At 34.8% G+C, this 26,915-nt stretch carries 24 protein-coding genes and 1 tRNA gene; 20 read left to right on the forward strand and 5 right to left on the reverse strand.

Features of this window, described 5'->3' with window-relative positions; translation table 11 throughout:
* The first annotated feature begins 8 nt into the window (after nt 1-8).
* The 5 genes from IGL30_RS04885 to IGL30_RS04905 all read left to right on the forward strand — a co-directional run bounded on the left by IGL30_RS04885 (nt 9) and on the right by IGL30_RS04905 (nt 6,599).
* The gene (locus IGL30_RS04885; RefSeq protein ID WP_370566457.1) at nt 9-920 is read left to right on the forward strand and encodes a carbohydrate ABC transporter permease; all 912 of its coding nucleotides are present in this window, start codon (nt 9-11) and stop codon (nt 918-920) included.
* A 32-nt stretch (nt 921-952) separates the two neighbouring features.
* The gene (locus tag IGL30_RS04890; RefSeq protein WP_123874858.1) at nt 953-2,575 is read left to right on the forward strand and encodes an extracellular solute-binding protein; all 1,623 of its coding nucleotides are present in this window, start codon (nt 953-955) and stop codon (nt 2,573-2,575) included.
* 302 nt (nt 2,576-2,877) lie between these two features.
* Nucleotides 2,878-4,287: a glycoside hydrolase family 1 protein gene (locus tag IGL30_RS04895; protein WP_123874857.1), complete on the forward strand. Its 1,410-nt coding sequence runs from the start codon at nt 2,878-2,880 to the stop codon at nt 4,285-4,287.
* Between the two features lie 275 nt (nt 4,288-4,562).
* The gene (locus IGL30_RS04900) at nt 4,563-5,489 is read left to right on the forward strand and encodes a manganese-dependent inorganic pyrophosphatase (RefSeq protein WP_010719439.1); all 927 of its coding nucleotides are present in this window, start codon (nt 4,563-4,565) and stop codon (nt 5,487-5,489) included.
* 228 nt (nt 5,490-5,717) lie between these two features.
* Nucleotides 5,718-6,599 (forward strand): DUF1803 domain-containing protein, encoded by an 882-nt coding sequence (locus tag IGL30_RS04905; protein WP_088745513.1) that lies wholly within the window; start codon nt 5,718-5,720, stop codon nt 6,597-6,599.
* 165 nt (nt 6,600-6,764) lie between these two features.
* On the opposite strand, the gene IGL30_RS04910 is transcribed toward IGL30_RS04905, so the two are convergent.
* Nucleotides 6,765-7,385, reverse strand: a complete 621-nt coding sequence (locus tag IGL30_RS04910; protein WP_123874855.1) for a hypothetical protein — start codon at nt 7,383-7,385, stop codon at nt 6,765-6,767.
* Between the two features lie 526 nt (nt 7,386-7,911).
* Here IGL30_RS04910 and IGL30_RS04915 point away from each other — a divergent pair.
* The 5 genes from IGL30_RS04915 (at nt 7,912) to IGL30_RS04935 (ending at nt 12,494) form a co-directional block, all read left to right on the forward strand.
* Nucleotides 7,912-8,301: a hypothetical protein gene (locus IGL30_RS04915; protein WP_123874854.1), complete on the forward strand. Its 390-nt coding sequence runs from the start codon at nt 7,912-7,914 to the stop codon at nt 8,299-8,301.
* Nucleotides 8,302-8,305: 4 nt separating this feature from the next.
* Nucleotides 8,306-9,070, forward strand: coding sequence for an alpha/beta fold hydrolase (locus IGL30_RS04920; protein ID WP_088745511.1), 765 nt, complete (start codon nt 8,306-8,308; stop codon nt 9,068-9,070).
* Nucleotides 9,071-9,588: 518 nt separating this feature from the next.
* Nucleotides 9,589-10,536 carry a LacI family DNA-binding transcriptional regulator gene (locus IGL30_RS04925; RefSeq protein ID WP_034700335.1) on the forward strand — a complete coding sequence of 316 codons (948 nt, stop codon included), beginning with the start codon at nt 9,589-9,591 and terminating at the stop codon, nt 10,534-10,536.
* A 98-nt stretch (nt 10,537-10,634) separates the two neighbouring features.
* Nucleotides 10,635-11,369: a hypothetical protein gene (locus IGL30_RS04930; RefSeq protein WP_430618555.1), complete on the forward strand. Its 735-nt coding sequence runs from the start codon at nt 10,635-10,637 to the stop codon at nt 11,367-11,369.
* 84 nt (nt 11,370-11,453) lie between these two features.
* A complete protein-coding gene (locus IGL30_RS04935; protein ID WP_409541774.1) occupies nt 11,454-12,494 on the forward strand; it encodes a zinc-binding alcohol dehydrogenase family protein in 1,041 nt (346 codons plus the stop codon).
* 39 nt (nt 12,495-12,533) lie between these two features.
* On the opposite strand, the gene IGL30_RS04940 is transcribed toward IGL30_RS04935, so the two are convergent.
* The gene (locus IGL30_RS04940; RefSeq protein ID WP_010719430.1) at nt 12,534-13,199 is read right to left on the reverse strand and encodes a YitT family protein; all 666 of its coding nucleotides are present in this window, start codon (nt 13,197-13,199) and stop codon (nt 12,534-12,536) included.
* Nucleotides 13,200-13,326: 127 nt separating this feature from the next.
* Here IGL30_RS04940 and IGL30_RS04945 point away from each other — a divergent pair, with 127 nt between their 5' ends.
* The 10 genes from IGL30_RS04945 (at nt 13,327) to IGL30_RS04990 (ending at nt 24,876) form a co-directional block, all read left to right on the forward strand.
* Nucleotides 13,327-13,614, forward strand: a complete 288-nt coding sequence (locus IGL30_RS04945) for a hypothetical protein (protein WP_010719429.1) — start codon at nt 13,327-13,329, stop codon at nt 13,612-13,614.
* Between the two features lie 439 nt (nt 13,615-14,053).
* Nucleotides 14,054-15,592 (forward strand): ABC transporter permease/substrate-binding protein, encoded by a 1,539-nt coding sequence (locus IGL30_RS04950; protein WP_010719428.1) that lies wholly within the window; start codon nt 14,054-14,056, stop codon nt 15,590-15,592.
* Nucleotides 15,589-16,554: an ABC transporter ATP-binding protein gene (locus IGL30_RS04955; RefSeq protein WP_034700339.1), complete on the forward strand. Its 966-nt coding sequence runs from the start codon at nt 15,589-15,591 to the stop codon at nt 16,552-16,554. The genes IGL30_RS04950 and IGL30_RS04955 overlap by 4 nt, the downstream gene beginning before the upstream one ends.
* Nucleotides 16,541-17,863 carry a dihydrolipoyl dehydrogenase family protein gene (locus tag IGL30_RS04960; protein ID WP_123874851.1) on the forward strand — a complete coding sequence of 441 codons (1,323 nt, stop codon included), beginning with the start codon at nt 16,541-16,543 and terminating at the stop codon, nt 17,861-17,863. The genes IGL30_RS04955 and IGL30_RS04960 overlap by 14 nt, the downstream gene beginning before the upstream one ends.
* 391 nt (nt 17,864-18,254) lie before the next feature.
* Nucleotides 18,255-19,739 (forward strand): helix-turn-helix domain-containing protein, encoded by a 1,485-nt coding sequence (locus tag IGL30_RS04965; RefSeq protein ID WP_034867558.1) that lies wholly within the window; start codon nt 18,255-18,257, stop codon nt 19,737-19,739.
* A gap of 381 nt (nt 19,740-20,120) precedes the next feature.
* Nucleotides 20,121-21,593 (forward strand): helix-turn-helix domain-containing protein, encoded by a 1,473-nt coding sequence (locus IGL30_RS04970; protein ID WP_123874850.1) that lies wholly within the window; start codon nt 20,121-20,123, stop codon nt 21,591-21,593.
* A gap of 247 nt (nt 21,594-21,840) precedes the next feature.
* Nucleotides 21,841-22,179, forward strand: coding sequence for an LPXTG cell wall anchor domain-containing protein (locus IGL30_RS04975; RefSeq protein ID WP_223603537.1), 339 nt, complete (start codon nt 21,841-21,843; stop codon nt 22,177-22,179).
* 55 nt (nt 22,180-22,234) lie between these two features.
* Nucleotides 22,235-22,864 carry a hypothetical protein gene (locus IGL30_RS04980; protein WP_088745506.1) on the forward strand — a complete coding sequence of 210 codons (630 nt, stop codon included), beginning with the start codon at nt 22,235-22,237 and terminating at the stop codon, nt 22,862-22,864.
* A gap of 304 nt (nt 22,865-23,168) precedes the next feature.
* On the forward strand, nt 23,169-23,675 hold the full coding sequence (locus IGL30_RS04985) for a hypothetical protein (protein WP_010737409.1): 507 nt from the start codon (nt 23,169-23,171) through the stop codon (nt 23,673-23,675).
* A 382-nt stretch (nt 23,676-24,057) separates the two neighbouring features.
* The gene (locus IGL30_RS04990; protein WP_375371710.1) at nt 24,058-24,876 is read left to right on the forward strand and encodes a plasmid recombination protein; all 819 of its coding nucleotides are present in this window, start codon (nt 24,058-24,060) and stop codon (nt 24,874-24,876) included.
* A gap of 106 nt (nt 24,877-24,982) precedes the next feature.
* On the opposite strand, the gene IGL30_RS04995 is transcribed toward IGL30_RS04990, so the two are convergent.
* The 3 genes from IGL30_RS04995 to IGL30_RS05005 form a co-directional block, all read right to left on the reverse strand.
* Nucleotides 24,983-25,597, reverse strand: a complete 615-nt coding sequence (locus tag IGL30_RS04995) for a LysM peptidoglycan-binding domain-containing protein (RefSeq protein ID WP_010719321.1) — start codon at nt 25,595-25,597, stop codon at nt 24,983-24,985.
* A 355-nt stretch (nt 25,598-25,952) separates the two neighbouring features.
* Complete coding sequence (locus IGL30_RS05000; RefSeq protein ID WP_010719419.1) at nt 25,953-26,162, reverse strand: DUF378 domain-containing protein; 210 nt, start codon at nt 26,160-26,162, stop codon at nt 25,953-25,955.
* 623 nt (nt 26,163-26,785) lie between these two features.
* Nucleotides 26,786-26,868: transfer RNA gene (locus tag IGL30_RS05005), tRNA-Leu, on the reverse strand.
* Nucleotides 26,869-26,915 lie beyond the last annotated feature (47 nt).

Genomic DNA, 26,915 nt, shown 5'->3' on the forward strand with positions numbered 1-26,915 from the left:
GAGGGGAAATAATGTATTCAAAAGCGATCCGATCATCGAAAGGCGACAAATTTTTTATGTTTCTCATCTACTTGTTTATTGCCATTGCCCTTTTGTTGGTTATTTATCCGTTGATTTATGTTATAAGCGCATCTATATCAAGTCCGACCTCCGTCAATTCTGGAGAAATGTGGCTATTGCCAAAAAAGATCACTTGGGATGGTTACAAAACGATTTTTACGTATAAAAGTATCTGGCAAGGTTACCGGAACACGATTTATTACACATTACTAGGAACATTTATCAATTTATTATGTACACTTCCTTGTGCATATGCTCTAGGAAGAGCAGAATTTTATGGGAAAAATCTATTTATGAAATTTTTGATGGTTCCTATGTTTATCAGTGGCGGTTTGGTACCTACTTATTTATTGATTAAAAATCTAGGGATGAATGATTCGATTTGGGCGTTAGTTATTCCAGGGGCCGTTTCAGTTTATAATATCGCAATTACACGTACTTTCTTTCAATCTACCATTCCTAGAGAAATGGAGGAAGCGGCATTGATTGATGGATGTTCTGACTTTCAGATATTTATGAAGATTGTTTTACCTTTATCAATGCCAATTATTGCAGTAATGGGACTATTTTGCGGAGTGGCCCATTGGAATAGTTATTTTAGTGCGTTAATCTATTTAACAAACAAATCAATGTATCCGCTTCAATTAATCCTGCGAGAGATTTTAGTGAATCAAGATTTAACAAAAGGAACAACAGAGATGACAGCAGCGGCAGCAGAAGTAGCTTATAGTAAACAACAGCTTGCACAAGTCATTAAATATGGAGTAATGATCGTTTCGACATTACCAATCATTATGATCTATCCGTTTTTACAAAAGTACTTTGTTAAAGGTGTCATGGTTGGTTCTTTGAAAGGCTAACTAAAAAATAAATAAGAGAGTGAGTGAAATGAATGAAAAAATGTTATTTAGTAATTGCATCATTAGTGTTGACAACAACTCTTTTGGGTGCTTGTGGGAACAAGGGAAATACTGCTGGAAAAGAAGAAACTATTGCCGTTGAAAAAACCGGAATGCCAATCGTCAAAGAAAAAATCAACATGACGATGATGGCTCCTGGTGGAGAAGCAGAATGGGATGAGTTAGCTTCGGCTAAAGCGTTAGCGGAATTAACTGGAATCAATTTTGATTATATTACTCCGCCAAGTACAGATTTTGAAGCGAAATTGAATTTGGCTTTTGCTTCTGGTGAGTTACCAGATGTTATTTTTGGTGCAGGAAGTGGTCTTTCAAATGCCAAACAATCAGATTATGGATCACAAGGAATTTTAATTGCCTTGGAGGATTTGATTGATGACTATGCGCCAAATTTAAAGAAAATCCTTGATGAGAACCCAGAGTTCAAAAAATCAATTACTGCACCAGATGGACACATTTATTCTTTACCACGATTATATCCAGAAGATACCTCTAGCCCTCTTTATATCTCACCTTTATGGTATAACGGCGAGTGGCTAGAAAAATTAGGGGTAACCGAATTGCCAAAAAACACGGATGAGTTATATAAATTGTTGAAGCGATTCAAAGAAGAAGACCCCAACGGTAATGGCAAACAAGATGAGATTCCGTTATCAGACGGCAACAAGTTGGCAATTATTCGTACGTGGTTGCTACCTGCTTTTGGTATGAAATCTCTAGGAATCGAAGAAGTTAACGGAAAAGTGCGTTATGCTGCTGCATCGGCTAACTATAAGGAATATTTAACGTATATGAATAAACTTTATTCTGAAGGATTGCTGGACCCAGAAGTCTTCTCGCAGTCAGAAGAAAAGTATCAAGGAAACACACAAACAGATAAAGTCGGTTTATTTGGCGCGTATGCTTCATACATGGCTACTGGTAAAATGCCTGAGGAGTCTTTATCAGATCCAATGTTTTCACTAGTTACTTCAAGTATTCAAAATACACCTTTAGCACCGGGGCATCCTCGTGTAACAACTGGAACTTTTGCGATTACCAATAAATGTAAAAGTCCAGAGGCAGCCATGCGATGGGCGGACTATCTTTACACAGAAGAAGGACAAGATTTAATGACAAAAGGTCCAGAAGGGGCATTTTGGAAATATGAAACAAACGATTCTGGAGAAAAAGTTCGGGTATATACAGGCGAAAATAAACAAAAGATGGAAGAAGATCGTGGGAAAATTGCAATGGATTATGGCTTAGTCGTACCGGGATTAGAAGACGATTATGCCCAAAGTGTTTTAGCTAATGTCAATGATCCTGATCCTAGTGTATGGACGGAATTTCGCATGAAAGAAATCAACGAGAAAATCATGCCCAATACCGAGGTACCTTTCCCAATTGTTTATATGACGAAAGATGAAGCAGATCAAATTGCGATCAACGCGACGGACATTCGGACTTATGTAGAGCAAATGGAAGCTAAATTTATTACAGGTGTGGAAAGTTTGGCTAAATGGGATGAATATGTCAGTACATTAAAATCAATGGGATTAAATGATTTTGTCAGCACTTATCAAAAAGCATATGATCGTTGGGCTAAAACCGAATAATCATCTTTAACATCAAAGTGGACGTTTGGGATGTTCCTAGCGTCCAGCTTTATTTGAACAAAACATCAAGAGTTTGGAGAAACCAAAATGAGATTATTAGCAACTAGCATAGAGATGATGGTCAAACAAATGGTTTCATGATAAAGATCAAAGAGAACGGGTATCACACTGACTAACTAATTTTGCCAAATCATGGTAAATATAAATGAGAAAAAGAATGAACCAACATGAACGATGATTATTGGGTTCACTGACTGAAGGGAATCAGTGGATAAAACGATAGAAAAGGAAGGAAATTTTAAATGGATACATTTCCACAAAACTTTCTGTGGGGAGCAGCGGCTTCTGCCCCTCAGACAGAAGGAGCTGCTTTGGTTGATGGCAAGAGCCCATCAACTTGGGATAAGTGGTTTGAAATAGAACCAGAATTGTTTTATAACGGAACAGGACCAGAAAATACCTCTAATACGTATTATCAATACAAAGAAGATGTTGCCTGTATGAAGGCAATGAATTTAAATTCCTATAGGACCTCGATTGCTTGGACGCGTCTTTTACCGGATGGCAAGACATTAAATCCGCAAGCTGTTGATTTTTACCGAGCCTATTTTCAGGAAATGCTGGATAATGGCATTGAGCCGATCATCAATTTGTTCCATTTTGATATGCCTTGGTGGCTGATGGAAAAAGGTGGCTGGGAAGTTCGTGAATCAGCGGATCATTTTGCATTTTACGCAAAGACTGCGTTTGAAGCTTTTGGCGATTTAGTAAAAAAATGGGCGACGTTCAATGAGCCTCTTGTACACATCGAATGTGGGTATATGGGAGATGCACATTGGCCCAAGGTGCATGATTTTAAACGAGCTATACAAGTTGCCTATCACACACTACTAGCGCATGCGAAAGCTGTAAAGGAGTACCGGCGCTCTTCTTTTAATGACGGACAAATTTCTATCATTCTCAATTTAGCACCCGTTTACCCTAAAAGCGAAGAAGCTGAAGACGTGGCTGCTGCAAAGTGGGCAGACCTGTTTTATATTCGCAGCTTTCTGGACTGTGCGGTACGAGGTACTTTCCCAGAAGAGCTGGTAGAGGTATTACGAGAAAGTGATTTGCTTCCTAAAACAGAAACAGGTGATAAAGAAATTTTTGCGGAGAATACAGTAGACTTTATTGGTTGTAATTATTACCAGCCATTACGTGTTCAAGCACCTCAAGAAAAGAAACGACCAATCACAGGACTAAGAGATTTATTCCGAGGTTATGATTGGCCGGAGAAACGAATTAACCCACATCGTGGCTGGGAGATTTATCCGCGGGGAATCTATGATATTGCGATGCGGTTAAAAAACAGTTATAGCAATATTCCTTGGTATATTTCAGAAAACGGGATGGGTGTGTCGCAAGAAGAACGGTTCAACAATAAAGAGAATATGATTGACGACAACTACCGAATTGATTTTTTATTTGAACATTTGACGCAACTGCAGCAGGCAATCTCAGAAGGTTCTCCTTGCTTCGGGTATCATATGTGGACATTTGCTGACTGTTGGAGTTGGTTGAATGCCTATAAAAATAGATATGGTTTTTATCGTGTCAATCTGGACAATGGCTATAAACGGTTACCGAAACAATCAAGTTTATGGATGGCACAGGTAATCGCTGAAAACCGCTTAGTTGAACCGTTTGCTCAAAACTCAAGTAGTCATTAAAGGCTAGTAAAGAAAAAAAACGATAAATGATTTACTTTTCCCAACTCTTTCTTTCAGTACAAAGAGTTCTGCAATGAAATGAGTAATGGCATGGCCAACTTTTTAAATGACTGTTCCATGGTACTTCGCGCTATCAAAAATTTTGTTTGCGATTGTTTGATATAAAAGTAAGATGGATCGGAATTTCTTCCATCCTAGAAATTATAGCGTCAGTATTGCTTCTTTCGGTTTTTTTGCTATTATTAAGTAGGAGAAACCATAAAGGAGCGAGACAAATGTCAAAAATTTTAGTTTTTGGTCACCAAAATCCAGATACAGATGCAATCGGAGCGGCAATCGCCTTTTCGCACTTGCAAAATCAACTAGGAAAAGAAACTGAAGCTGTAGCTTTAGGTACACCTAACGAAGAAACACAATATGCATTAGATTACTTTAAGTTATCTGCCCCACGTGTCGTTCAATCAGCAAAAGAAGAAGCAACACAAGTGATGCTAGTGGACCATAATGAATTTCAACAAAGTATTTCTGATATTGCAGAAGTAGAAATTTTAGCGGTCGTTGATCATCATCGGATTGCAAATTTTGAAACAGCCAATCCACTTTATTACCGAGCTGAACCAGTAGGTTGTACAAGTACAATCATTTTGAAGTTATATAAAGAAAACCAAGTAGAACTTCCTAAAGAGATTGCTGGCATTATGCTTTCTGCAATTTTATCTGATACATTGCTATTCAAATCACCAACATGTACATCAGAAGATGAGGCAGCTGCAAAAGAACTTGCAACAATTGCAGGCGTTGATTTGACAAGCTATGGGTTAGATATGTTAAAGGCCGGTACAAATCTTAGCGATAAATCAGCTGCAACCTTACTTGATCTTGATGCCAAAAGCTTCCCAATGGGAGAAGCTAATGTTCGTATTGCACAAGTGAATACAGTCGATTTAAGCGAAGTAATGGCTCGTCAAACGGAACTGGAAGAAGCGATGACTGAAGAAATGGCTAAAAATGGATATGATCTCTTTGTCCTAGTGGTAACGAATATCCTAGATAGCGATTCGGAATTATTAGTTGCAGGTCAAGGATTAGATAAAGTCGAAGAAGCTTTCCAAGTTAAATTAACGAACAATCGTGCCTTATTAAAAGGAGTTGTTTCTCGTAAGAAACAAGTCGTTCCTCAGCTAACAGCAGTTTTTAACTAAGCTAGCTAAGGGGTTGCTAACACCTTTTATTCGATAGTTATTAAAGAGCCTGACAGCTATTTGTTCCAGGCTCACAATGCCAGCCTAGCTTGTTCGATCAAAATGAGGTTGGAACAGAAGTGATCCAGCTTTAAAAAATAAGCCGAAGAATCCGGAAATAGTTGCTCGTATTTTTGGGATTCTTCGGCCTATTTCCAATTGAGCTAGGGAAAACGAGAAGGGGAAAAAATGAACTATTTTTATTCACAAAATCACCAGCAGTTGCTTAGCAAACTAGTAAACAATGCTGTTTTTCCAACTTTGATTGAGTATTTGCATCATCATCAAGAAGAAGACATTATTTTGAGAGAGTTGAAAAAAAATTTTGATCAACCGAAATTTGAAGCTTTTCTTGATCAGTTGATTGATGAAAATCTAATCAAGCGGGAAAATCGTCGTTATAAGTTGAATTTTCCAATATTTGAAGAAGAAACTTATCAAAAAGAAATTGAAGAAGCTGCAGCCAAGATTTTACAAGCTATTAGTCCTTTGTCGCAAACGGAAAAACAGTTGGTTATGGGAAATGAATGTTGGCAAGAATGTTTCGTGTCTAATTCAACCTATTTTTATGCAACCTTAGAAGATCTTATTCCTGTGACGAGACAGGTTGCTGGCAATGAGAATTATCGATTTGTTTCTTTAAATTATCATAACAAGTTATCTTATTCTCTTGCCAATTATTTTTATTTACAAAAGAAACAATTACCTGTGCCATCAGAATTTTTAAAACTTGTAGAACTGATCGGTGACGTCAACGAAACTTATTATTTTGATCAAGTTGAAGTAATCATTGAGCGTATCCAAGCTCAAAAATATAAGAATCGTCGTTCCAGTATCTTCTTTGATTCACTGATCTTGTCGAATACTGTTAAAGTTGTGAAAACTGATGATCAGCTCAACTATCAATTAGCATTGCCGTTGGATAAAACGGCAAACAGCAGAAGACAACTACCCAAAATCGCTGCTGGAAGAACCGTGGAAGAGCATGCTTATATTGCTAGAAAAGTCTATGATCGTCTTATCAAGGAACTAAATTTAGCAGATTTTTCTTATATAGAAAAAATCAACTGAAAAATTTTTAGACTCAACTGTTAATAATCCTCAGACATCAAAGTTATCAGAAATGACTAGCTTTGATGTTTTTTATGTAAAGTTCAATCATTTATGTCTATTGTAAAGGATTCTTTATTAGCAATATCATCCGAAAAATAAAAAAACAGTTCAAGGCACTTAGACTTACTTGTCCTGAACTGTTTTTCTTATTTGCCACATCATCATTCCTAAACACGAAATGAAGAGTAATTCAAGAAAATTACTAGTGATTTGAATATTTGCTGGATCAAAAGTTGGCGCTAACGCTAATACAAGAAAAGAAAAGACACTATAGACAAAGCAGAATAGTGGGATTAGTTGCATTAAAAGTGGCAAGCGTAACTTTTTGAATATTAGTGAAAAAATAAAGTAAGTAAAGATGGATAAAATGATAACCAGTCCATTCAGTATAAAAAAGAACAATGAATTTTGGTTAAAGGAATAGAATAAAACGGTCAGCAATGCGAGCAACCTAGATGCAACAAAAATTGTAGCAGCTTCATCCATCTTTTTGGGGAGTTGTTTTTTCACATATGTTCGAAAAGCCAATGAAAAAATAAAACCACACAAAGATGAAAGAATTAGCAAGAAGAGGCTCTCATCTACCTGACTTAAACCGGGGTGATCTAACAATAACCAGCCAAAGGCATTACATGGTATATCGGAAGATCTGAAATAGGAATAGCATAAGAACAAAAAAAGTGTCAATAGGGCGAAAAGCGTCCCTATGTGCAAAAATGTACTTGTCTGTCGTTTCGTTTTCATATATTCTCCTGATAAAAATAGTGTTAATCAGATATATGATAACAAAATGATGAGTATATGTCGATGCTTTTTAATGGAAATAAAAAATAAAGGCTTTTTTTATATGGTAAATTTCATTTTAACTTCAATTACAAGTTTTCAAACTAATTTAATTAAAGGTTTTACTAATGATGTGCCTCACTTAAATGTTTTTATTCACAAAGAAATTTAGTGACAACATTGATTATTACTTATGAGTTAATAATAGATCAGTTTGATGTAGATTTTCCCAAAAGTATATTTATTCTCTATTTTAAAAAGGAGAAGTTTGAACATGAAATGCCTGAAAAAAGAATTAAATTTTTTCAGAACTAGACAGACAAAATGAGGAGCATGACAAAAAAACAAGAGGTACTCATAGGTTGTTAGGTCATTTTGATTGTGAACGATTATTTGGAAAAAAGAAAAAATTAAAATTTAAGCCTTTTTTATTCTAAATGATGATAAAACGATTATAATAGAATTATAAAGAGAGTTGGTGATACGAATGAAAATAATAAACCGAGCCATAGGAGTCACTCATGTTCTCAGTGTTGCCTCTTGTGGGTATTTAGATTTATATTCACTTCAGCAGCCCATCGTAGCCAATAATTATATCTTTCAGATATCATTGACCGATAGCTTGCTTTTAAGTATTTTTTTATTTTCCGTGATCTTTATCGGAAATATTTTTGGCAGCTTTGCTAGTTTTTTTAATTTCACAATTTATCCACTGCTTACCTTAGGATTAGGACTAGCTGGTCTTTTAGCATTATTGCTCTTTTCAAGAACGATGAGCTTATTTTTGATTTTGTTTGGTACGATTTGTTTATTTCAAATTGTGGTTAGTGGATGGGAAATATTTCGTTCGACTATTTTGATGAAGATCGGAGACTAAAGAAGTGAATCCAATTATATTAAAACGTAAAGTAAATAATATTCCATTATTAGAAGTTGTCCTAACCGAATTAAGAGCTGAAAAAATTCCGATAATTATTTATTATCATGGTTGGCAAACGAGTAAAGAATTAGTTTTGACACAAGGAAGAAAGTTTGCTAAACAAGGATTTCGTGTCTTACTACCAGATGCAATGAACCATGGTGAAAGAAAGCAAGTAGTTTCTGCTATTCCTTCCTTTACCTTTTGGAATAGTATTTATGGAAACTTATTTGAATTTGAGACTTTATTGAAGCACTTAGAAAAACGAGATGTTCTTCATGAAAAAGTAGCTGTAGGTGGCGTTTCAATGGGGGGGATGACGACTTGTGCGTTGTTAACAAAACATCCGCATTTGGTTGGTGGTATTTGTCTGATGGGTTCCCCTGCGCCTGAACAGTATGCTAAAGAAATTTACAAAAGAGCTCATCAGTACCAATACATACTGCCGAACGATTATTTTGATTTAATTTCTTGGGTCGAAAAATATGATTTATCTTTGCAGCCAGAAAAACTAGCTGGGCGACCTTTATATTTTTGGCACGGTGAAAAAGACGAGAAAATTCCCTTTCAACAAACCAATGATTTTGTGAAAAATAATCAAAAAGAACGTTATGGTCAAGGAATTGTTTTTGATTATTCGCAAACCGAAAAGCATATGGTAAAAGTACCATTGATGGATAGAGCAACCAAATTTTTGGTGCAAATGATGAATGGATCCAAAGAATAGAAAAGACAGGTGTATGTTGAATTTTTAATAATAGAGGTATGAGAGAAGCAAACAATGCTATGAAATAAGCAAAGCTGAGGTTGAGAAATAAGCGTTTAGCATCAAGAAATACGAAAGAATATCCAAAAATTGACAAGAAACACAAACACTGGTTTTTGCTATTGATGGATACTTACTAGGTGTTTCTCAAATTTTTAGTCAATTTCGGCAAATTTTTTGAAGTTGTTGCTCCTTAAACACCGTTTATTCGTTTTAGAGATACTAGAAGAGGAGGCTATTTTTGGCTTAGTCTCATTCTTTGCTATTTTTCTAGTTCATATCTGAAACTAGAAAATAGATGGAGATAACGTACATTTTTCTAATAAAATGGAGTAACTGGCTTTCGATTCTAGTGAACTTTTATTAAAAAGATGCTGGCGTGCAGATGATTTTTACGATATTTCTACATTTTATCGCTTTCAAGTTTGCTATAATGATAGAAAACAGAAAAAAGTTTTCTATTGTGAAAGGAGCAACCTATGCCAACATTAGCTGATGTTGCTAAAAAAGCAAATGTATCCAAAATGACGGTGTCTCGTGTCATCAATCACCCGGAACAAGTAACGGATGAGTTAAAAGAATTAGTTTTTTCTGCGATGGCAGAATTAGATTATCGCCCCAATATTGCAGCAAAAGCACTCGTTTCTAATCGGTCACAAATCATCAAACTTTTCATCCTTGAAGAGATTGATACAACAGAACCGTATTATATGAATTTATTGATGGGAATTGCAAAATGTATTGGAAAAGCGCACTATTCTTTGCAGTTGGTAACCAATGATGCATTTGACGTAGGGTCTTGCGACGGCTACATCATTACAGGGGTGAGAGAAAAAGATTTTGACTGGATCGACCGATTGGAAAAACCAGTCGTCCTCTTTGGTGAAAATCGTTTTGGCTATGATTATGTAGATAGCGATAACCATTATGGCACAGCAAAGGCTTCACAATATGCTATGGAATGCGGTTACGAGACAATTATTTATATTGGGATTGACGAGGATGAGCCATTTGAGTTATCAAGAGAAGCAGGCTACCTTTCAGTTATGGAAACAGCCAACATGAAGCCGCAAATATTACGTTTCCCAAATCATTCGACAATGGCAGAGAAATATCTTGCCGATCATTGGTCAACTATTAAACCAAAGACTTGTTTTATTTGCAGCTCTGACCGACTAGCTTTAGGGATTGTAAGAGGTATTGCTAAAGAAAAGGGGAAAATTCCTGAAGATTTTGGAGTCATTGGCTTTGATGGTGTATTTTTAGACCAAATCAGTTCACCCAAATTAACTACGGTAAAACAAGATATCGTACGAATGGGTGAAGTTTGTGGTGAAATGTTGTTGAAAAAAATTACCGAAAAAGGAGAAAGTCAAGGATACCGTCGATTTTTCCCTGAATTGGTCATTCGAGAAACGACCAGATGACCGTCGAAAGAGGTTAAATTTAGTTATGGTTACTATGGAAAATGAAAAAATTATGCTATGATTGAGAAAAGTTCCATTTATGAGAAGGATGGTTTAAAATGAATGAAATTAGACGGAAACATTTTCGTTTTCCTGCCTATGATGACGAAATTGGCGTCAAACTAGCAAAAAACCAAAGGCGTGTTTTATTTGATGGACAGGATGATCTATTAACCGAAAACAATAATCAACCAATGTTTGAGCAAATGCAAGAATTTCACTTTGCTCAAGGCGATGCTAGAGAACAACGCAAACGTCGAAATTTGAGCAATTCAAAAAAATCAACAATTCCAAAAGAAAATTTAGTCAGACACAAAGAACAGCTTCCTGATTATCATACGCATCAAGCAAGTAATCGCCCATTGACTAATCAGCGGACGAGAAAAGCGGCTGATTCAATGAATAGTCAGAAGAGTCAAGAGCAGCACACAAGTACCAAATCCTATACATCGAACCAACAAAAAAATGGTCGTGGGCGTTCTTACTTTGTACCTAAGTATGTGCCAGCATCAATTATTCCTGATCCAAAAGTATCTAGTATTTCTGACGCAGAACTAGTTGATTCAATGAAAAAAATGAAAGATTCATATTTGTTATTTGATAATGAACCGGTACCTTACCAAACAAAAAAAGCCGGCTCTCCTTCTGTACAACCTTTTAACAAAGCTGAGAAAGAACCACTCAGTGCGACATCAAAAAGAAAAGATAAAAATCATGGTGTTTTAGAAAGATCATTAAAAGGATTGATAGAAGAACAAGGGAATTCTTTGGAAGAAAATAGCTATTTTAAATAATGGAAAGCCTGGATAACTCCTTTCGTGGATTGATCCAGGTCTTTTTGTATAAAGAAAGAAGGAAAGGTTTCTATGAAAAAACAAATGAAGCAAATTGGGTTTTATGAGGGATTACCATTGACTGACAAAAATAGTTTTTTAGAAAAGTTGGCAGAAACTCCAGTTCCTAAAAAAAGGGAGTTATTGGTGGAGATTTCAGCGGTTTCAGTGAATCCAGTGGATGTAAAATTTAGAATGCAGACGCCAAAACAAGAGTCTTTTACTGTTTTGGGATTTGATGCGGTAGGGAGAATAGTTGCAAAAGGTCCCCAATCTGAAAATTTTGAGATAGGAGACCGTATTTATTATGCTGGTTCAGCAAAACAACCAGGTAGTAACCAAGAATATCAGTTGGTAGATGAACGAATTGTGGCAAAAGCACCAGAAAATCTCACGGACGAAGCTAGTGCAGCATTACCGTTAACTGCGATCACCGCCTATGAACTCTTATTTGAGAAATTTCAATTGATTCCTAAAGAATCAGCGAATAAAGGTAAAAAAATATCGGTCATCAACGGTGCTGGAGGTGTCGGTTCGATTCTCACACAATTAGCAAAATGGAGTGGGTTAGAGGTGGTTGCGACAGCCAGCCCCAAAAACTTTCAATGGTTAAAAGAAAATGGGGTCGATCATCCAATTGATTACCATCAGGAGTTAAAGCCTCAACTAGAAAAGGTTGGGATAAGCACCGTCGATGTCGTAGCGGTTTTACATGATATCCGTCCCTATCTAACTGAGCTGGCAGAAATGATTCAACCTATGGGGAAAATTGGGATGATCGTAGGACTTGATGGACCAATCGATATTGCAAGTTTTAAAAATTTATCTGTTTCATTTGAATGGGAGTATATGTTTACTAAAACGGATTATGGTCAACTAATCGAGACACAAGGGGAAATATTAAAACATTTGACAGCATTGGTAGAAGAAGAAAAAATCCATACTACTTTAGGAAAAGTATACAGAGAAGGCATCAGCAAAGAGACTTTAAAGCAGGCAACGAAAGAAGTAGAGACTGGAAAAGTACATGGTAAAGTAGTGATTACTGGAGGTTTTGCTAGTAACGAAATAGCGACTGAAAAGTAGAAATATACTTTTCAGTCGCTAACCAATCATTTAAGAAGGTTATTCAAATTGTTCTGCAGAATCAAGAGTATCAAAAGGTTCTTTTGAACGATTTGCAGAAAAAGGATTGAGAGAACCTTTTACTTCGAGATATTTCACTTTGTTTAACGTATAAGATAAGATGGAGCAACTGAGTAAGGTATAAACAAAATGTGTTACATCCAGATATAATAAAGAAACAACCAAGATACCAAATGTAATCAAGAATAGACTTTTACCGATCTTGATATGGAAATATTTTTCAAAGGCTTGGTAAATGATGTCTGTTCCGCCAGTGCTTCCACCAAAGCGAAAGACCAGACCACAACCGATACCAGATAATACACCAGTCATCAGGCTATTGAGTAAAAGATTGTGGACAGCAAAATGGACGTTTAGTCCTTCCCACAAATGTAAAAAGAACACTAAGGCAAAGGTTCCGACAATCGTTCGCAGAAAAGCCTGCTTACCAAAAATGAATAATGAAACCAATAGCAATGGTAAATTGATAATAAGTGATGTAATGGAAGGAGCAAAACCGAATAAATTATTAAGTAAAAGGGCAATTCCTGTTACACCACCATCTGCTAATTTAGCAGGAATATTGATCCCGGTCACAGCTAAACCATAAAGTGCAGCGCCAAAACTGATACCAACCAGATCAATTAATAGATTTATTTTTTTCATTCTCAAACCTCTTTTCTTTTGAAAATTTTCAGCAACTTCTTTATTATACTTATTAGTTAAGAATCTTCAATAGATAATTTGAAAAATTTTTTCAACATTTAAAGGATGTCCAAGGAAAGGAGTAACTATGCGAGCAGCTGATCTATTAACACTCATCACAACTTCTCCAACGAAAAGAGAATATAAAGGCATCTATTGTGATCTTCATGATAATCTGCAGGCTTTGACGAGCATTCGAAGAAAAGGTGAGACTCAATGTGTGTTTTTATTTGAACCAAATAAACCCAATCTGCCGATGAAAGAGTTGCTTGTTTTCTTGATGAAAAATCGTGAAAAAGAAATTTTGTATCAAAAAGGTCAAGAATTTTACCCATTATACGGAGTGAAAGAAAGAGCAAACCAGCTAGTCATTTGAGAAAAAATAGGAATTTCGAGAAAAATTGAACGTTTATGACTCTAAAACGATCATTTATTACTTTTTTTTATCTTTGGACAAAACTTACAGTATAATAATTTATGAACAAGCCAGTAAAAATTATCTCCCCCACGAGGTTTCTGCTTTACTGGCTGTTTTTTTATATTCAAATAAATTAGACACATTTCTCGTTCAAATTCGTGAGATGTGTCTTTTTTTATATGAAAGAAATACATAGAGTTTGAAGAAATAAATTTCTTCTTTCTTTCCATTTATTGATTAAGGACTTTATCGCTAGTTTGAAGCATATTCAGAGAATTGCCGGGGTGTTGGATTTACAAATGATGAACTACGCATCTTTTTTGTTCTTTTCAGACAACTTAGTTGGGGATTTTTTCGTCTATGTTTATACTTAAATTAGAATGGAAAGGAAGATCCTATGAATAATTTTTTTCAAACGCTTGTTGAGCGAAAAGGAGAATTGATCTCCGCAACATTTCAGCACTTATCAATTTCATTAATTGCCTTATTGATTGCGATTGTTATTGCAATCCCATTAGCTATTTGGGCAGTGAACCATAAAAAAATGGCAGAAGTATTGTTGCAGATAACCAGTGTTTTACAGACGATCCCATCTTTAGCTTTATTAGGATTGTTGATCCCCTTCGTTGGAATCGGAACAGTGCCAGCGTTGATTGCATTAGTGATCTATGCGTTATTACCAATTTTTCAAAATACGTATATCGGACTTAGTGAAATTGATCCATCCATTGAAGAAGCAGCAGTTGCTTTTGGTATGTCACGCATGAGACGGTTGATCAAAGTGGAATTGCCAATCGCATTACCAGTGATTATTTCAGGTATTCGAACAGCCCTTGTCTTGATCATTGGAACAGCGACGTTAGCAGCATTGATCGGTGCCGGTGGCTTAGGAACGTTTATTTTATTAGGAATCGATCGCAATACGCCAGTTTTGACACTGATCGGTGCAATCAGTTCAGCTTTGTTAGCAATTATTTTCAGTAGTTTAATCAGACTTCTTCAACATTTGAAACCTCGATATACAGTTATCACTTTATTGCTTATCTTTTTGGGAATCGGTGGAATATCTTTGTATCAAAGCGGACTCTTTAAAGAAGATAAGGTGACAATTGCTGGGAAATTAGGTTCAGAACCAGATATTTTGATTCAAATGTATAAAGAATTAATTGAAGATAATTCAGATGTTGAAGTTGAATTAAAACCGAACTTCGGCAAAACCAGTTTTCTTTTTAGTGCATTGGAGAATCAACAGATCGATATTTATCCGGAATTTACAGGAACTGTTTTAGAAAGCTTAGTTAAAGTACCTGATGACTTAAAAAATAAAGAATTGAATGAAAAAGAAACCTATAATCAAGCGAATCGCTTATTAGGTGAACAATTTGAAATGACACTTCTTCAACCAATGGCGTATCAAAATACCTATGCTTTAGCGGTGAAGCGATCATTTGCCAAAGAAAATGGGCTAAAAACCATTTCTGATTTGGGAAAGATTGAAGATCAGATAAAAGCCGGTTTCACATTAGAATTTATTGATCGTTCGGATGGCTATAAAGGAATCCAAGAACTTTACAAACTTAATTTTCCAAGTGTACAAAGTATGGAACCAAGTTTACGCTATCAAGCCATCGATAACGGAGATGTCAATGTAGTAGATGCTTATTCGACGGATAGTGATCTAAAACAATATGACCTTGTCACCTTAGAAGATGATCAGGGATTATTTCCAGATTATCAAGGAGCTCCTTTGATGACCAAAGCCTTTGCGAAGGAACATCCAGAAATCGTTGCAGCTCTAAACAAGCTCGCTGACAAAGTAACAGAATCTCAAATGATTGAAATGAATTATCAAGTGAATGTAGAAAAACAACAACCTGCGGAAGTAGCGCATGCATTCTTGGAAAAAGAAGGACTACTGAAGGAGGGGAATAAATGAATAATCTGATAGAATTCAAGCAAGTCCAAAAGAAATTTGGCGAAAAATATGCAATTAAAGAACTAAACTTATCGATTGAACAAGGGGAAATCTTTGTTTTGGTGGGTCCCTCTGGTAGCGGGAAGACGACCTCGCTTAAAATGATCAATGGTCTATCTCAGCCGAGCGCAGGGGAGATATTCTTCAAGGGTAAATCGTTAAAAGACTATGATTTACAAAAAATGCGGTGGAAAATGGGCTATGTTTTACAACAAATTGCGTTGTTTCCAACTATGACTGTCCAACAAAATATCGAAGTTATTCCAGAAATGCTAGGATGGGAAAGAAGAAAAAGAGAAAAAATAGCTGACCAATTACTTGAGAAAGTCGGACTTGATCCTACAATCTATCGAAATAGAATGCCACAGGAATTATCCGGTGGAGAGCAACAACGGATCGGTATCGTCCGTGCTTTGGCAGCTAGCCCAGAAGTTATTTTGATGGACGAACCATTTAGTGCTTTAGATCCTTTGTCTCGAGCTTCTTTACAAGACCTTGTACTTTCCTTACATCGAGAATTAGGCACAACGATCGTCTTTGTGACGCATAATATGGATGAAGCCATAAAATTAGGAGATCGGATCGCTGTCATGAAAGAGGGCGAATTAATTCAATGTGACCAACCCGACCAGTTGTTGACTCAGCCTAAAAATGAATTTGTACGGAGCTTTTTTGATGAAACGATTCAACAAAAACAACAAACAGTAAAAGAGCTGATCGTAGCTGACGATTACAGCAAAGGACTTCATCAAGCGGATTTTCCAGATGTTTACTTAAGTACACCGCTGACTGAAGTATTCGAATTATTGATCCAACATGAAGCAGTAAATATTCGAGAAAATGAGGAAAATCTAGGGGAGATTACAAGAAAAGATATCTTCACTTATTTATCTAGAAAGGAAAGGGAAAATGAAAGAATATGATGAAGTTGTGATTGGTTCCGGCGTAGCTGGTATGAGCGTGGCTTATGGGTTAAAAAAAGCAGGGAAGAACGTCTTGATCATCGAAGAAAATCTTTGGGGTGGTACTTGTCCTAATCGAGGATGTGACCCTAAAAAAATTCTACTAAATAGTGTGGAAGCAAGAAAACGAATTGAACAGTTGTTGGGTAAAGGATTCAGCGAAGTACCAACTGTTGATTGGCAAGAACTACAAGCATTTAAGCGCAGTTTTACAGATCCAGTTTCAAAGAATCGTCAAAAAGAATTAGCAGCAGCTGACATTGATTATCTAGCTGGAACAGCACGCTTTATCAATGAAAATACGATCATGGTAGGAGAAGAAAAAATTTCAGCTGAACATTTCATTCTTGCTACTGGACAACGACCATCGATTTTACCTATTGATGGGAATGAATTTTTACAAACAAGTACTGACTTTTTATCATTAAGTGAATTGCCTCAGGACATTATTTTTATTGGTGCAGGCTATATTGCATTTGAATTAGCGATGATCGCTCATGCTTCAGGAAGCAATGTCACGATCGTTCACCATAATCAACGACCATTAAAAGCATTTGACGAACAATTGGTCAAACAATTAGTTAAACAAATGGAAGCAGCCGGGATTCGATTTGTTTTTGATTTTGAGTCACAGCGAATCATTCAAGAAGGAACGCACTATTCCTTGAAGTCAAACGATCAAGAACTACAGGCAGATGCGATTTTTTGTGCCACTGGAAGACAGCCAAATGTTGAGCGACTAGACCTGGAAAAGGCGAAGGTAGAAACAACGAAACATGGTGTTGTTGTTAATGACTATCTTCAAACGAGTAATCCAATGATTTTTGCTTGCGGGGATATCATCTCACGGACAGAGCCAAAATTAACGCCAGTTGCTACCTTTGAAGGAAATTATGTTGCAAACTATGTATTAGGAAATACTAAAGAAAAAATTAGTTACCCTTCCATCCCTACGATCGTTTTTACTAGTCCGAAATTGGCTCAGGTCGGGGTAACAAAAAAACAACTCACTGGACAAGAAGAAGTAGTAGAAATTGATATGACCAATTGGTTTACCTATCATCGTGTGAATGAACCACTTGCTAAATCCCAAATGATCTATGACAAAGCTGGGTATTTGATTGGTGCCAGTGTCCTTAGTGAACAGGCAGATGATTTAATCAATGATTTGAATTTATTGATCAGTCAACATACAAAAAAAGAAGAATTAGAGCAATGGATCATGGGTTATCCAACGGTAGCGAGTGATTTATCCTATTTATTGAAATAAAAAATACAGTGTATTGATTATGTAAAAAAACGATTAAATATAAAAAAATAAACGCTTAAATCTGTGGCTGAAAATGTCCTCGAATTTAGGCGTTTTTTCTATTGTAGTGAAAATGATAAAAAGATTATTTTAGTGAAAGGCTCTTTATGGAGTTCTCTAAAAGATCCGGTAGTAAATATTTTAATAATAGATATCTTGAGTGTTATTTTTATTAAAATATTACCTCGCAGAAAAGCACGAATCTTATAGGTTGATCACTACTTTTTTAATATTATTATACTTATATTTTAATGAAATGGTAGACATACTTATTTTCGTACATTAAAATTAATAATAGAGGAGAATAGAGAAAACAAAGCGTTTGTAAATTTTGAGGGATTAGGAGGGGAAAATGAAGCAATTACTAACGAAACAAAGTTTAAGACAGCTAGCACTCTTAGAGTTACTCTGGAGCAACGAATGGCTGACGATTGCAGAGATCGTCAAAAAAATAGGTGGGGTTGAAAAAACGATACGAACAGACATCAAACAACTGAATGAAATAATTGAACCTTTAAAAATAGAGACTTCGGTAAAATATGGCGTTTTTTTAAGTAAAGACTTAGGTGTTTCAAAATCATATGTTTATTCGCTTTTTTTACAAAAAAGTGTCGAATGTCAAATGTTGGAAATGATATTCATCAATCCCATGATGAAAAGAGGGGAACTATGCGATCAACTCTTTATTTCAGAAACACAACTCAATCGATTACATAATAAAATGAATATTTTAATGAAAAAATACGAAATAAAAATCACAAATGATTTGAAATTGATCGGTCACGAAAAAAATATCCGTAAACTTTTCTCTAGTTTGTTCTATGAAAAATACCTTTCACCCGATTTACTTTTTAAAACAGAAGAATTTCAACTGATTGATACAGTACTTGATATTTTTTATAAACAAAATAAAGAGAAGATGGTTATGGATGATCAACATCATTTTTTATTGAATAAAATGCGAATGAGATTATGGGTGGCTGCCTATCGTTGTAAATCTAGCTCATTCTTTAAACAAGAGGAAGATTATTTTAATTATTCTATGATTACTGGAGATCGAGAATTAAACAAAAGGTGGCAAGCTGTTTTTGGTATCGAACTATCAGAAGAAGTTTTGTTTAACCTGTTTGAGTATTTTCATGCTCCATTCAAATTAAATGAAAGATGCTTACAACTAGGGACTAGTCAATCGATCTTACAAACAAGACTGGAAAATCTGATTTTGGAAGTTAGCTATGAATTTAAGATTAAATGCCAGAACAAAACAGCTCTACTTCAGGCCGTTATGTGGCGGATATTTCGTACGATCGGTCCAACGCATATTTTAAATAACGTTGAAGAAGATTTTGTCTGCGAATTAATGAATGATCGACAAGATATCGTTTTAAATTTGAAAGCTAAATTCAGTGAAATTTATGACGATCTAACCGTTCATTCTCTAGATAAAAAAAATATGATTTATCAATCCATTTATACTTTAGTTTCACAATGGTCTGAATTTCGTTCGGAAATACGTAAGCCAACGATTAAAATCCACGCTGCATTGCTATTAGATGCACCAGCCGGGCATTTAAAAATGCTAAAAGAAGAAATCGAATATCATTTTAGAAATACATATGAAGTTGATATTTTATTGCCAATAGCACAAAATTCTGTGAATCAGCTAAAACACTATGATTGTGTCCTAACCAATGGCTTTAATACTGGCGATCTAGGAGATGTGAAAATTATTGGCGTCCCTAATTATTTTGGAGAAGAATTTGTCAAAAAACTACATCATTTTTTGATCAACAAAAAGGAAGAATTACACGTTTTTAGAAAGAATATACTCATCTAAAAGTAAAACAAGTTGAATATACATATTGAGAAAGAGGCTGAACGATACAGTAACAATCATAGTAGTATTTCCGAATGAACATCCAAAGAGCAGTTATCGTTACATTAACTATAAAAAAAGTGAGCGTGCTATTTAGTGAAAACGATTCTGTTTGTTGCATAGATCTACCTAGTAAAGGGACCCGAGATGAATGATTGTCTTTGGTCTCCTATTTTTTTACTTTGCATCACGAACAACTCAATGGATCGGTGGAAAAAATAAAAGATTATGAAAGATATTTTACCAAGGGCTCGGTATATTAAGGTTATTTTTAAAGATTGGGATATGCTAAAAATAAAACAAGGAGTATTTATCTGTTAGGAGAGGAGAGATGTAATAGAAATGAGAGAAATATTAGACGGGCGTTTGAGACGCCAATTGAATATTTTAGAAATCCTTTGGAATACGGAATGGATTACGACTGCGGAATTAGCTGAAAAAATTGATAGTTCAGAAAAAACCATTCGAAATGATCTATCTCAAGTCAACGAAATGATTGAGCCTCTATCAATTGAAACTTCTTTTAGAGCAGGAATCATTTTAAAGAAAGATATCACAACGCCTAAGTCATTTATCTATTCAAAAATTCTTGAAAAGAGTCTAGAATACACATTACTGGAAACGATTTTCCTAGGAAAAGTTACTTCTAAAGAAGAGCTTAGTGATTTGCTTTATATTTCAGAAACTCAGGTATCAAGGGTAATTAATCGAATCAATCAAGAAATCCGGTTTTTCGATTTTCAAATTACCAATCAAATCAAAATTATCGGAAACGAAGGGAATATCAGAGACTTCTTTTCAGTATATTTTTCTGAGAAATATCATTTGCCCGAAAAATTGATACAAAAAGAAGAAAGAAATTTGATTTCAGAGATCATTGATATATTCATCAAAGAAAATACGATATGGGCAATTGTGAACAATGACCATCATTTATTTTTGGGAAATTTAAAATTTCAATTGTATGTCTGTTTTACACGATTGAAGCAAGGCTATCAATTAGAAGTTAACGAGATACCTTTTCATTTTACACATCTAATGAACGAAAAAAAACTAGTAGAAAAAATACATAATGTCTTTGGCATCAAAAGTGTAAAAGAAAATCTTCAGCAATTATTTTATGAATTCCATCAGCCAATTAATCCAATCGCTCGCTTTCATTCAGAAGGAGTTGAAATCGATTCGGTCTCAATAAAGAAACAGATCGGCTATGTGATTACTTTGCTGGAAGAACGTTTTGGATTACTTTGCGAGAATCGAGATAAATTGATTTATGATATTTATTGGACGACCATGAGTTCGGTGCGACCTACTTATATTTTATACAATAAAAAAACGGATTTTTTTGAAAATACGTTGAAGGTAAGTCCTGAGTTAGTTACCGCATTAAGAGATGAATTTTTTGATATTTACTTTTCTCTTGGTAATCCATTTTTATCTTACTTAGATGAAATGATCCAGCAATCCATCTTCAAATTATTAACTTCTTGGTCTGAACTATGGGTACGCGTGAGAGAAAGTAAAACAAGTATCAATGTAGCACTATTATTGGATAGCTCTTACGATCATATGCGGATGCTCAAAGAGGAAATTCAATTTTATTTTAGACATAATATCAAAATTGAGATACTCGATCCTACTACTCAAATACAAAAGGGCTATTTACAAAAGTTCGATTGCCTTTTAACAGATGTATATTCGCCTGACCATTTCGGTATTCCAACGATTGGGATGTCTAGTTATTTTGATGAAGATATCATTAATAAATTAGTTGATTATTACCATATAAAAGTTAATTCCAGTATGGATAGTTAGTTTGCACTATGACTATAAATTTCGGAAAAGTTTCCGCTTATCAACTGATATGGCTAAAAATTAAGTATTATTTTTTAGATGTTCTAAGCTAATCATCTTTTTGTTACATAACAATTACTAATGGAAAAGGTATTTACCAATCTATCGGTAAAACTTGGTTTTCATTCTATTTTATTTTTACGGATAATATTATTGTGGAGGTTGCGTCGTTAAAGTATTGGAGGTGAAGAGCGAAATAAAAAGAGTGATGTATTATTTGATAGGTGTTTTAATGGTTAGTCTTTTCATTACAACAAACTGTCATGCACAAACCACAAATGAACAAACGATTCAAGTTGAAGCAATAATAGGAGTATGGGATGCGGACGCAGATGCCAGTACAATTGATAACGTAAGTGACGCAGGAACCAAAGAAAAAGCAACTATAACGATCACACCATCTGATTCAGGTTCTTCAAAAAAAGTGAGACTTCCACAAACTGGTGAACAATTGAGCGTTTATATGATGTTACTTGGAACAATTGTATCCCTTTTCTCAACGGTTATGTTGATTGAGCTCAATCGAGAAAAAAACTATATCATGTAATTTTATTTTTATGGAAATGTTGTGAGACGTTTTCAGCGAGGAGAGAGACAGAATAATGAAGAAGTTGACAAATGTGTTACTAGTATCATCTATTTTATTAGGTGGATTTGGGATTGGAACAATGAATGCAAGTGCAGAAACAGTTAAAGATAATGAATTAGGCTGGATTCCTGGATTAAGTGACCCTGAGGATGACAGCGTAACTATTCAAGGAGAAGATAATGCACAAATTAAAGTGGATGGCTGGATTGGTCCATGGGATCCGGTCGGACCGGAAGATGTATCTTATGTTGACATCACTGTACCTACAAAAGTACGTTATGCAAATGCGGTAACAGATGATGGCCAGCCACTTCCTAATATCTTATCACCTATTTATACCGTAACAAATAATTCTAGTGCACGTAGAGTCAAGATTGAAATATCAAAATTTGAAGAAAAAAGTCAATCGGGTGTAAGACAAGATTTATACTTTACGCCAACAAATGAAGCGGGCGTCCGTTTACAAAGTGTTGCGGGTCAATTTCTTAATAGCCCTACTTATTTAACAGAATTAGATAAATCTTCATCTAAAACGTTAAAATTCGAAGGAAAAATCGCTGAAGGATTTAAAGAAAATCAAGTGGTTAGACCAAGTTACGAAATAACGTTTAATTTCACTGCTTTAAAAGATACTGAATCATAAAAAAGCGTGATTTGTTTCATTTATATCATATATTATTGGAATCCCCAGCAGAATAAACAGGGGATTTCGCACATAGTAACATTGACATGACTGTCTTAGAATACCATTTAGCAGGATTCCAAATAGTTGGAGTTCTGCTAATCATTGAAAGTATAAACTGTTGGAACGAAAGAAACTAGTTGATCAACAAAAAAACTTGTGGATTGTTTGAAAAAAAATAAAAGTAAATGCTTAACGAATGATTTTTTTATCCATCTGGTTGAGACGATTTGTTTTTGATTTTATCAGAAAGGGAGATTTTTAAATGGCACATAAAGCAAAACAAAGAAAAAAAAGCACATATATCCTGATAACCTTCTCTGTAGTACTTTTGATATTGGGGATCAGTGGATACTTCTATTTTAATCAATCTCCCCCTCAAGTCGTTACAGGATTGCCAGATTTTGATGAGAACATCACTCAGTTGAATAATGGCGAATTATTAAAAAAGATGCAGGAAGAAGTCGATAAAGACAATGTTCGGATTGTATTGAAGCATGAAATCGAATTAAATAAAGAGGGAAAAGCCCACGTGGATGTACGTAATGTGGGTGTCAACTCCTATAATATACAAGTAGAATACTATTTAGCATCTAATCAAAAAAAATTATATGTTTCAGGATTGATTCCACCCAACAATGGGATTGAATCGGTTGCTTTCAAGAATATGCCTTCCTCGGGTACGCATGGCATAAAGATATATTATAAAGTATATGATGAAAAAGAACTAATCAATACAACAACCATTGATGGAACACTCCGTATTGATTAACGAATCATAGCTAGCATAATAAAAAATAGTTATTTAGAGGCGGGCCAAAGCTTGCTTTATTATCTTAGTTCACTCGAAAATTCACGAAGTAGGTTTTGTTTTAACTGGTTTACTTGGGATCCTTTAAAGAGGGTCCTTTTTTATTTCACTAAAAGTACATAATTACCAAGAAATAGGAATTTTTCGGTTTGTTTTTTCGGATAGAATTAACTAAACTTTAGATGAAAACGTTGTTTATTTACTTGTTTGAAAGATTCACATAGTAAGAAGAAAGTAAGGAGGCAGAACTATTAAATCAATCAAATTAGAAAAAACGGATTATCGATTTTATGAATTAGAACAAGTCCAAAGACATAATCAAAGAGAAATAGTTGAATCAAGTATTGTACAACCAGATAAAACATCTTTAAATTATGATGTTTTAAATAAGAAATTTATTGACTATAAAAAGATCATTAGAAAATATTTGACCCATTTATCTTCAACAAAATCGATTCATTCTAATTGGACGATATTAATTGAATGGCGAATCATCTTTAAAGAATCGGCATTAAAAAAATTATCAGTAAGAGAAACAAAACTATTTTTTTTACAAATTGTTCAAACCTTTCAAAAACTATACGGTCTATCGAATATCATTTATGCACATGTTCATTTTGATGAAGAGAAACCACACTTACATATTGGCCTAATACCCATGAAAGAAGGACGTCTCAATTCTGCTTATATTATGTCCAAATATAAAAACTGTGAAATAGAAACAAAATTACTCAAAAAGTTAGAAGCAGTTCTTCAACAAAATAAGACATCCATCTATCGAAAAAAATCGACAAATGATCATATGAAAGAACAATTGAATGCTGAGTATCAAGAATACAAAGAACTGTATACTAAATTACTTCACCACTCGTTGTTGCCTTCTGAGGTGGGGATGAAGAAACCAGGAAGAGAAACAGACAACTATTCAAATCATATGACAGACGAAAAGAGTAAAACAATAGACGAATTACATAAAGAAAACAATTATTTGAATTCATTAGTGAAACGATTGAAAGCAGAGAACAACTATTTATTGAACGTCATGAAAGAAACAAAAAATAATTTTGAGCAGTTAGACAAACACAACTGTTCAAAAAACACGATGAACGAACCACCATTTGCCAAACTGGAATTAGAAAATCGAAATTACCAAAAAAATTGACAGAAAGGATACCATTTCTGCCAATTTTTTTCATTTACGCTTTGCTTAGTAAAAAAAACGAAGATCCTAAAGAGGGACCTTCGCTTTTTAAACAAGCTATTTTATATTAGTACCAACCGTTTGCTTCCCAGAAAGATTTAGCTGCTTCCCATGAGCCGTAACGAGAAGATACGTATTGTTCAGCAACTCGTTCTTGGTTTGCTGCTGAATAGTCACCATTTAAGTAAGAAGAATCTAATTGGTAACGTCCGATGTAACGACCGTTTGTTGCTGTATAAGAACCGCTAGATTCTTTTTGAGCGATCCATTCTTTCGCTGAGCTTGTATTTGTTGTCGCTGGTGTTGCTTGTGCCGCTGTTTGAGTTGCTTGAGCAACTGGTTGGGCAGGTGCTGCTTGTTGAACTGGTTCTTGCTTCACTGGTTGTTCAGCCACTGTTTTTGTTTGAGCAGGCGCTTGATAAGCTGTTTGTGTTGTTGCTTGTTCGCCTGTTGGGATTGTTAATTGTTGACCTGAATAAATCAAGTTGATGTTTGAGATTGAATTTTTTTCTGCAATAGTTTGGATCAAGGAGTTATCACCAACGTATTTTTGAGAAATCGTTGATAGCGTATCACCTGATTGAACGGTATAAGCTTCGTCCGCATGTGCAGACGTTCCCATAAAGAATAGTGCGCCGGCAGTCAAAGTTGTTCCTAATAGTAATGTTTTAAGTGATTTCATGTAAAAGCTCCTTCGTAAATTTAAAAATAGTTTTGTTGTGACCAACGAGGAATACTTTACCACGGGGATATATTTCATAGGTAATAGCTTTATGACAAATCTACCTTTTTTGTAATATTTGAAGTAACATATGTAATCGAAAGCGATTTCTTTGTTGTGAAATCAAGCATAATGTCTCTGAAAAGAGTAGCTGTCTAGTTATTAAGAAAAGGTTAATCTCACGTTTTTTTGTAGAAAAAATCTCTCTTTTGTCTCGAATAACGCTTACATGAATATAAATAAAAACAGTCATGAGCATACAAACTAACGCTCATGACTGCTTTATTTATATTAGGAACAGAGGATAATTAAAAAATTATCGTTCTACTCTATTTGTAATAAGTGGAAAGAATTTCAAACAATAAATAGCACAAATTCCTACAATAATATAGATCGCTTTAGCTAGAATTGTCGTAGATCCACCTGCAATAGTAGCAACTAAATCAAATTCTAATAAACCAACCAATAACCAATTTAATCCACCAACGATCAACAATGTTAAAGCAATAATGTCTAAAGTTTTCATTTGTTATTTCTCCTCTCCATATTTGACATACTCTAATTATAAACTAATTTTTATATTAGTACTAAAATACTGCTTAAGCTTATAAAATAAGGTTATAAGCTGGTAATGTCATCTTTATTTATAAGAATACGAGTTTGATGATGAGAAAAAAATGAAATATATAAGTCAAGAAAGAGAAATGTCCAATGGAAAGCAAAAGGATTCAAGAACTGTAAACAAGCGTTATACTATTTAAAAGAATCGATTGAATAAGAGTTCAATTATGGTTCCTAATATTCATCGTTCTCATAATTCTTTTACAGTATAGGTCATAGGTTGTAAGTATAAAAAATGATCAAGATGGGCAAAATAGAAGGCATGCAGATAAAACAATACTGATTTCATTGCTTAATCGTAAAAAGGAGAAATAATCAAAAAAGCTATCTTATGAAACATAAGAAGGAACTGTCCATGGTAATCATTAGCAGTAAATTAACAGGAAGAGTAAAATAGAAAGAAGAATTAATGCGTAAAATTATCAGAAGTCAGGTCGTTTAGTATAACGAACAGTAAGTTTATTAATAAGACGTGAATAAGAAAACAAAAAAACGTAGAGCACGGAATGCTCTACGACTAGTCATTGATGCAGACGATGGGATTTGAACCCACACGAGCGTACGCTCACAAGACCCTCAATCTTGCATGTCTGCCGTTCCATCACGTCTGCGTATAATAACAATAAATTAATGATAGCGAGTATTTCCGCAGATGTCA

This window comes from Enterococcus sp. DIV1089c (assembly GCF_050530965.1).
In the GTDB taxonomy this organism is placed as follows: Bacteria; Bacillota; Bacilli; order Lactobacillales; family Enterococcaceae; genus Enterococcus_B; species Enterococcus_B hirae.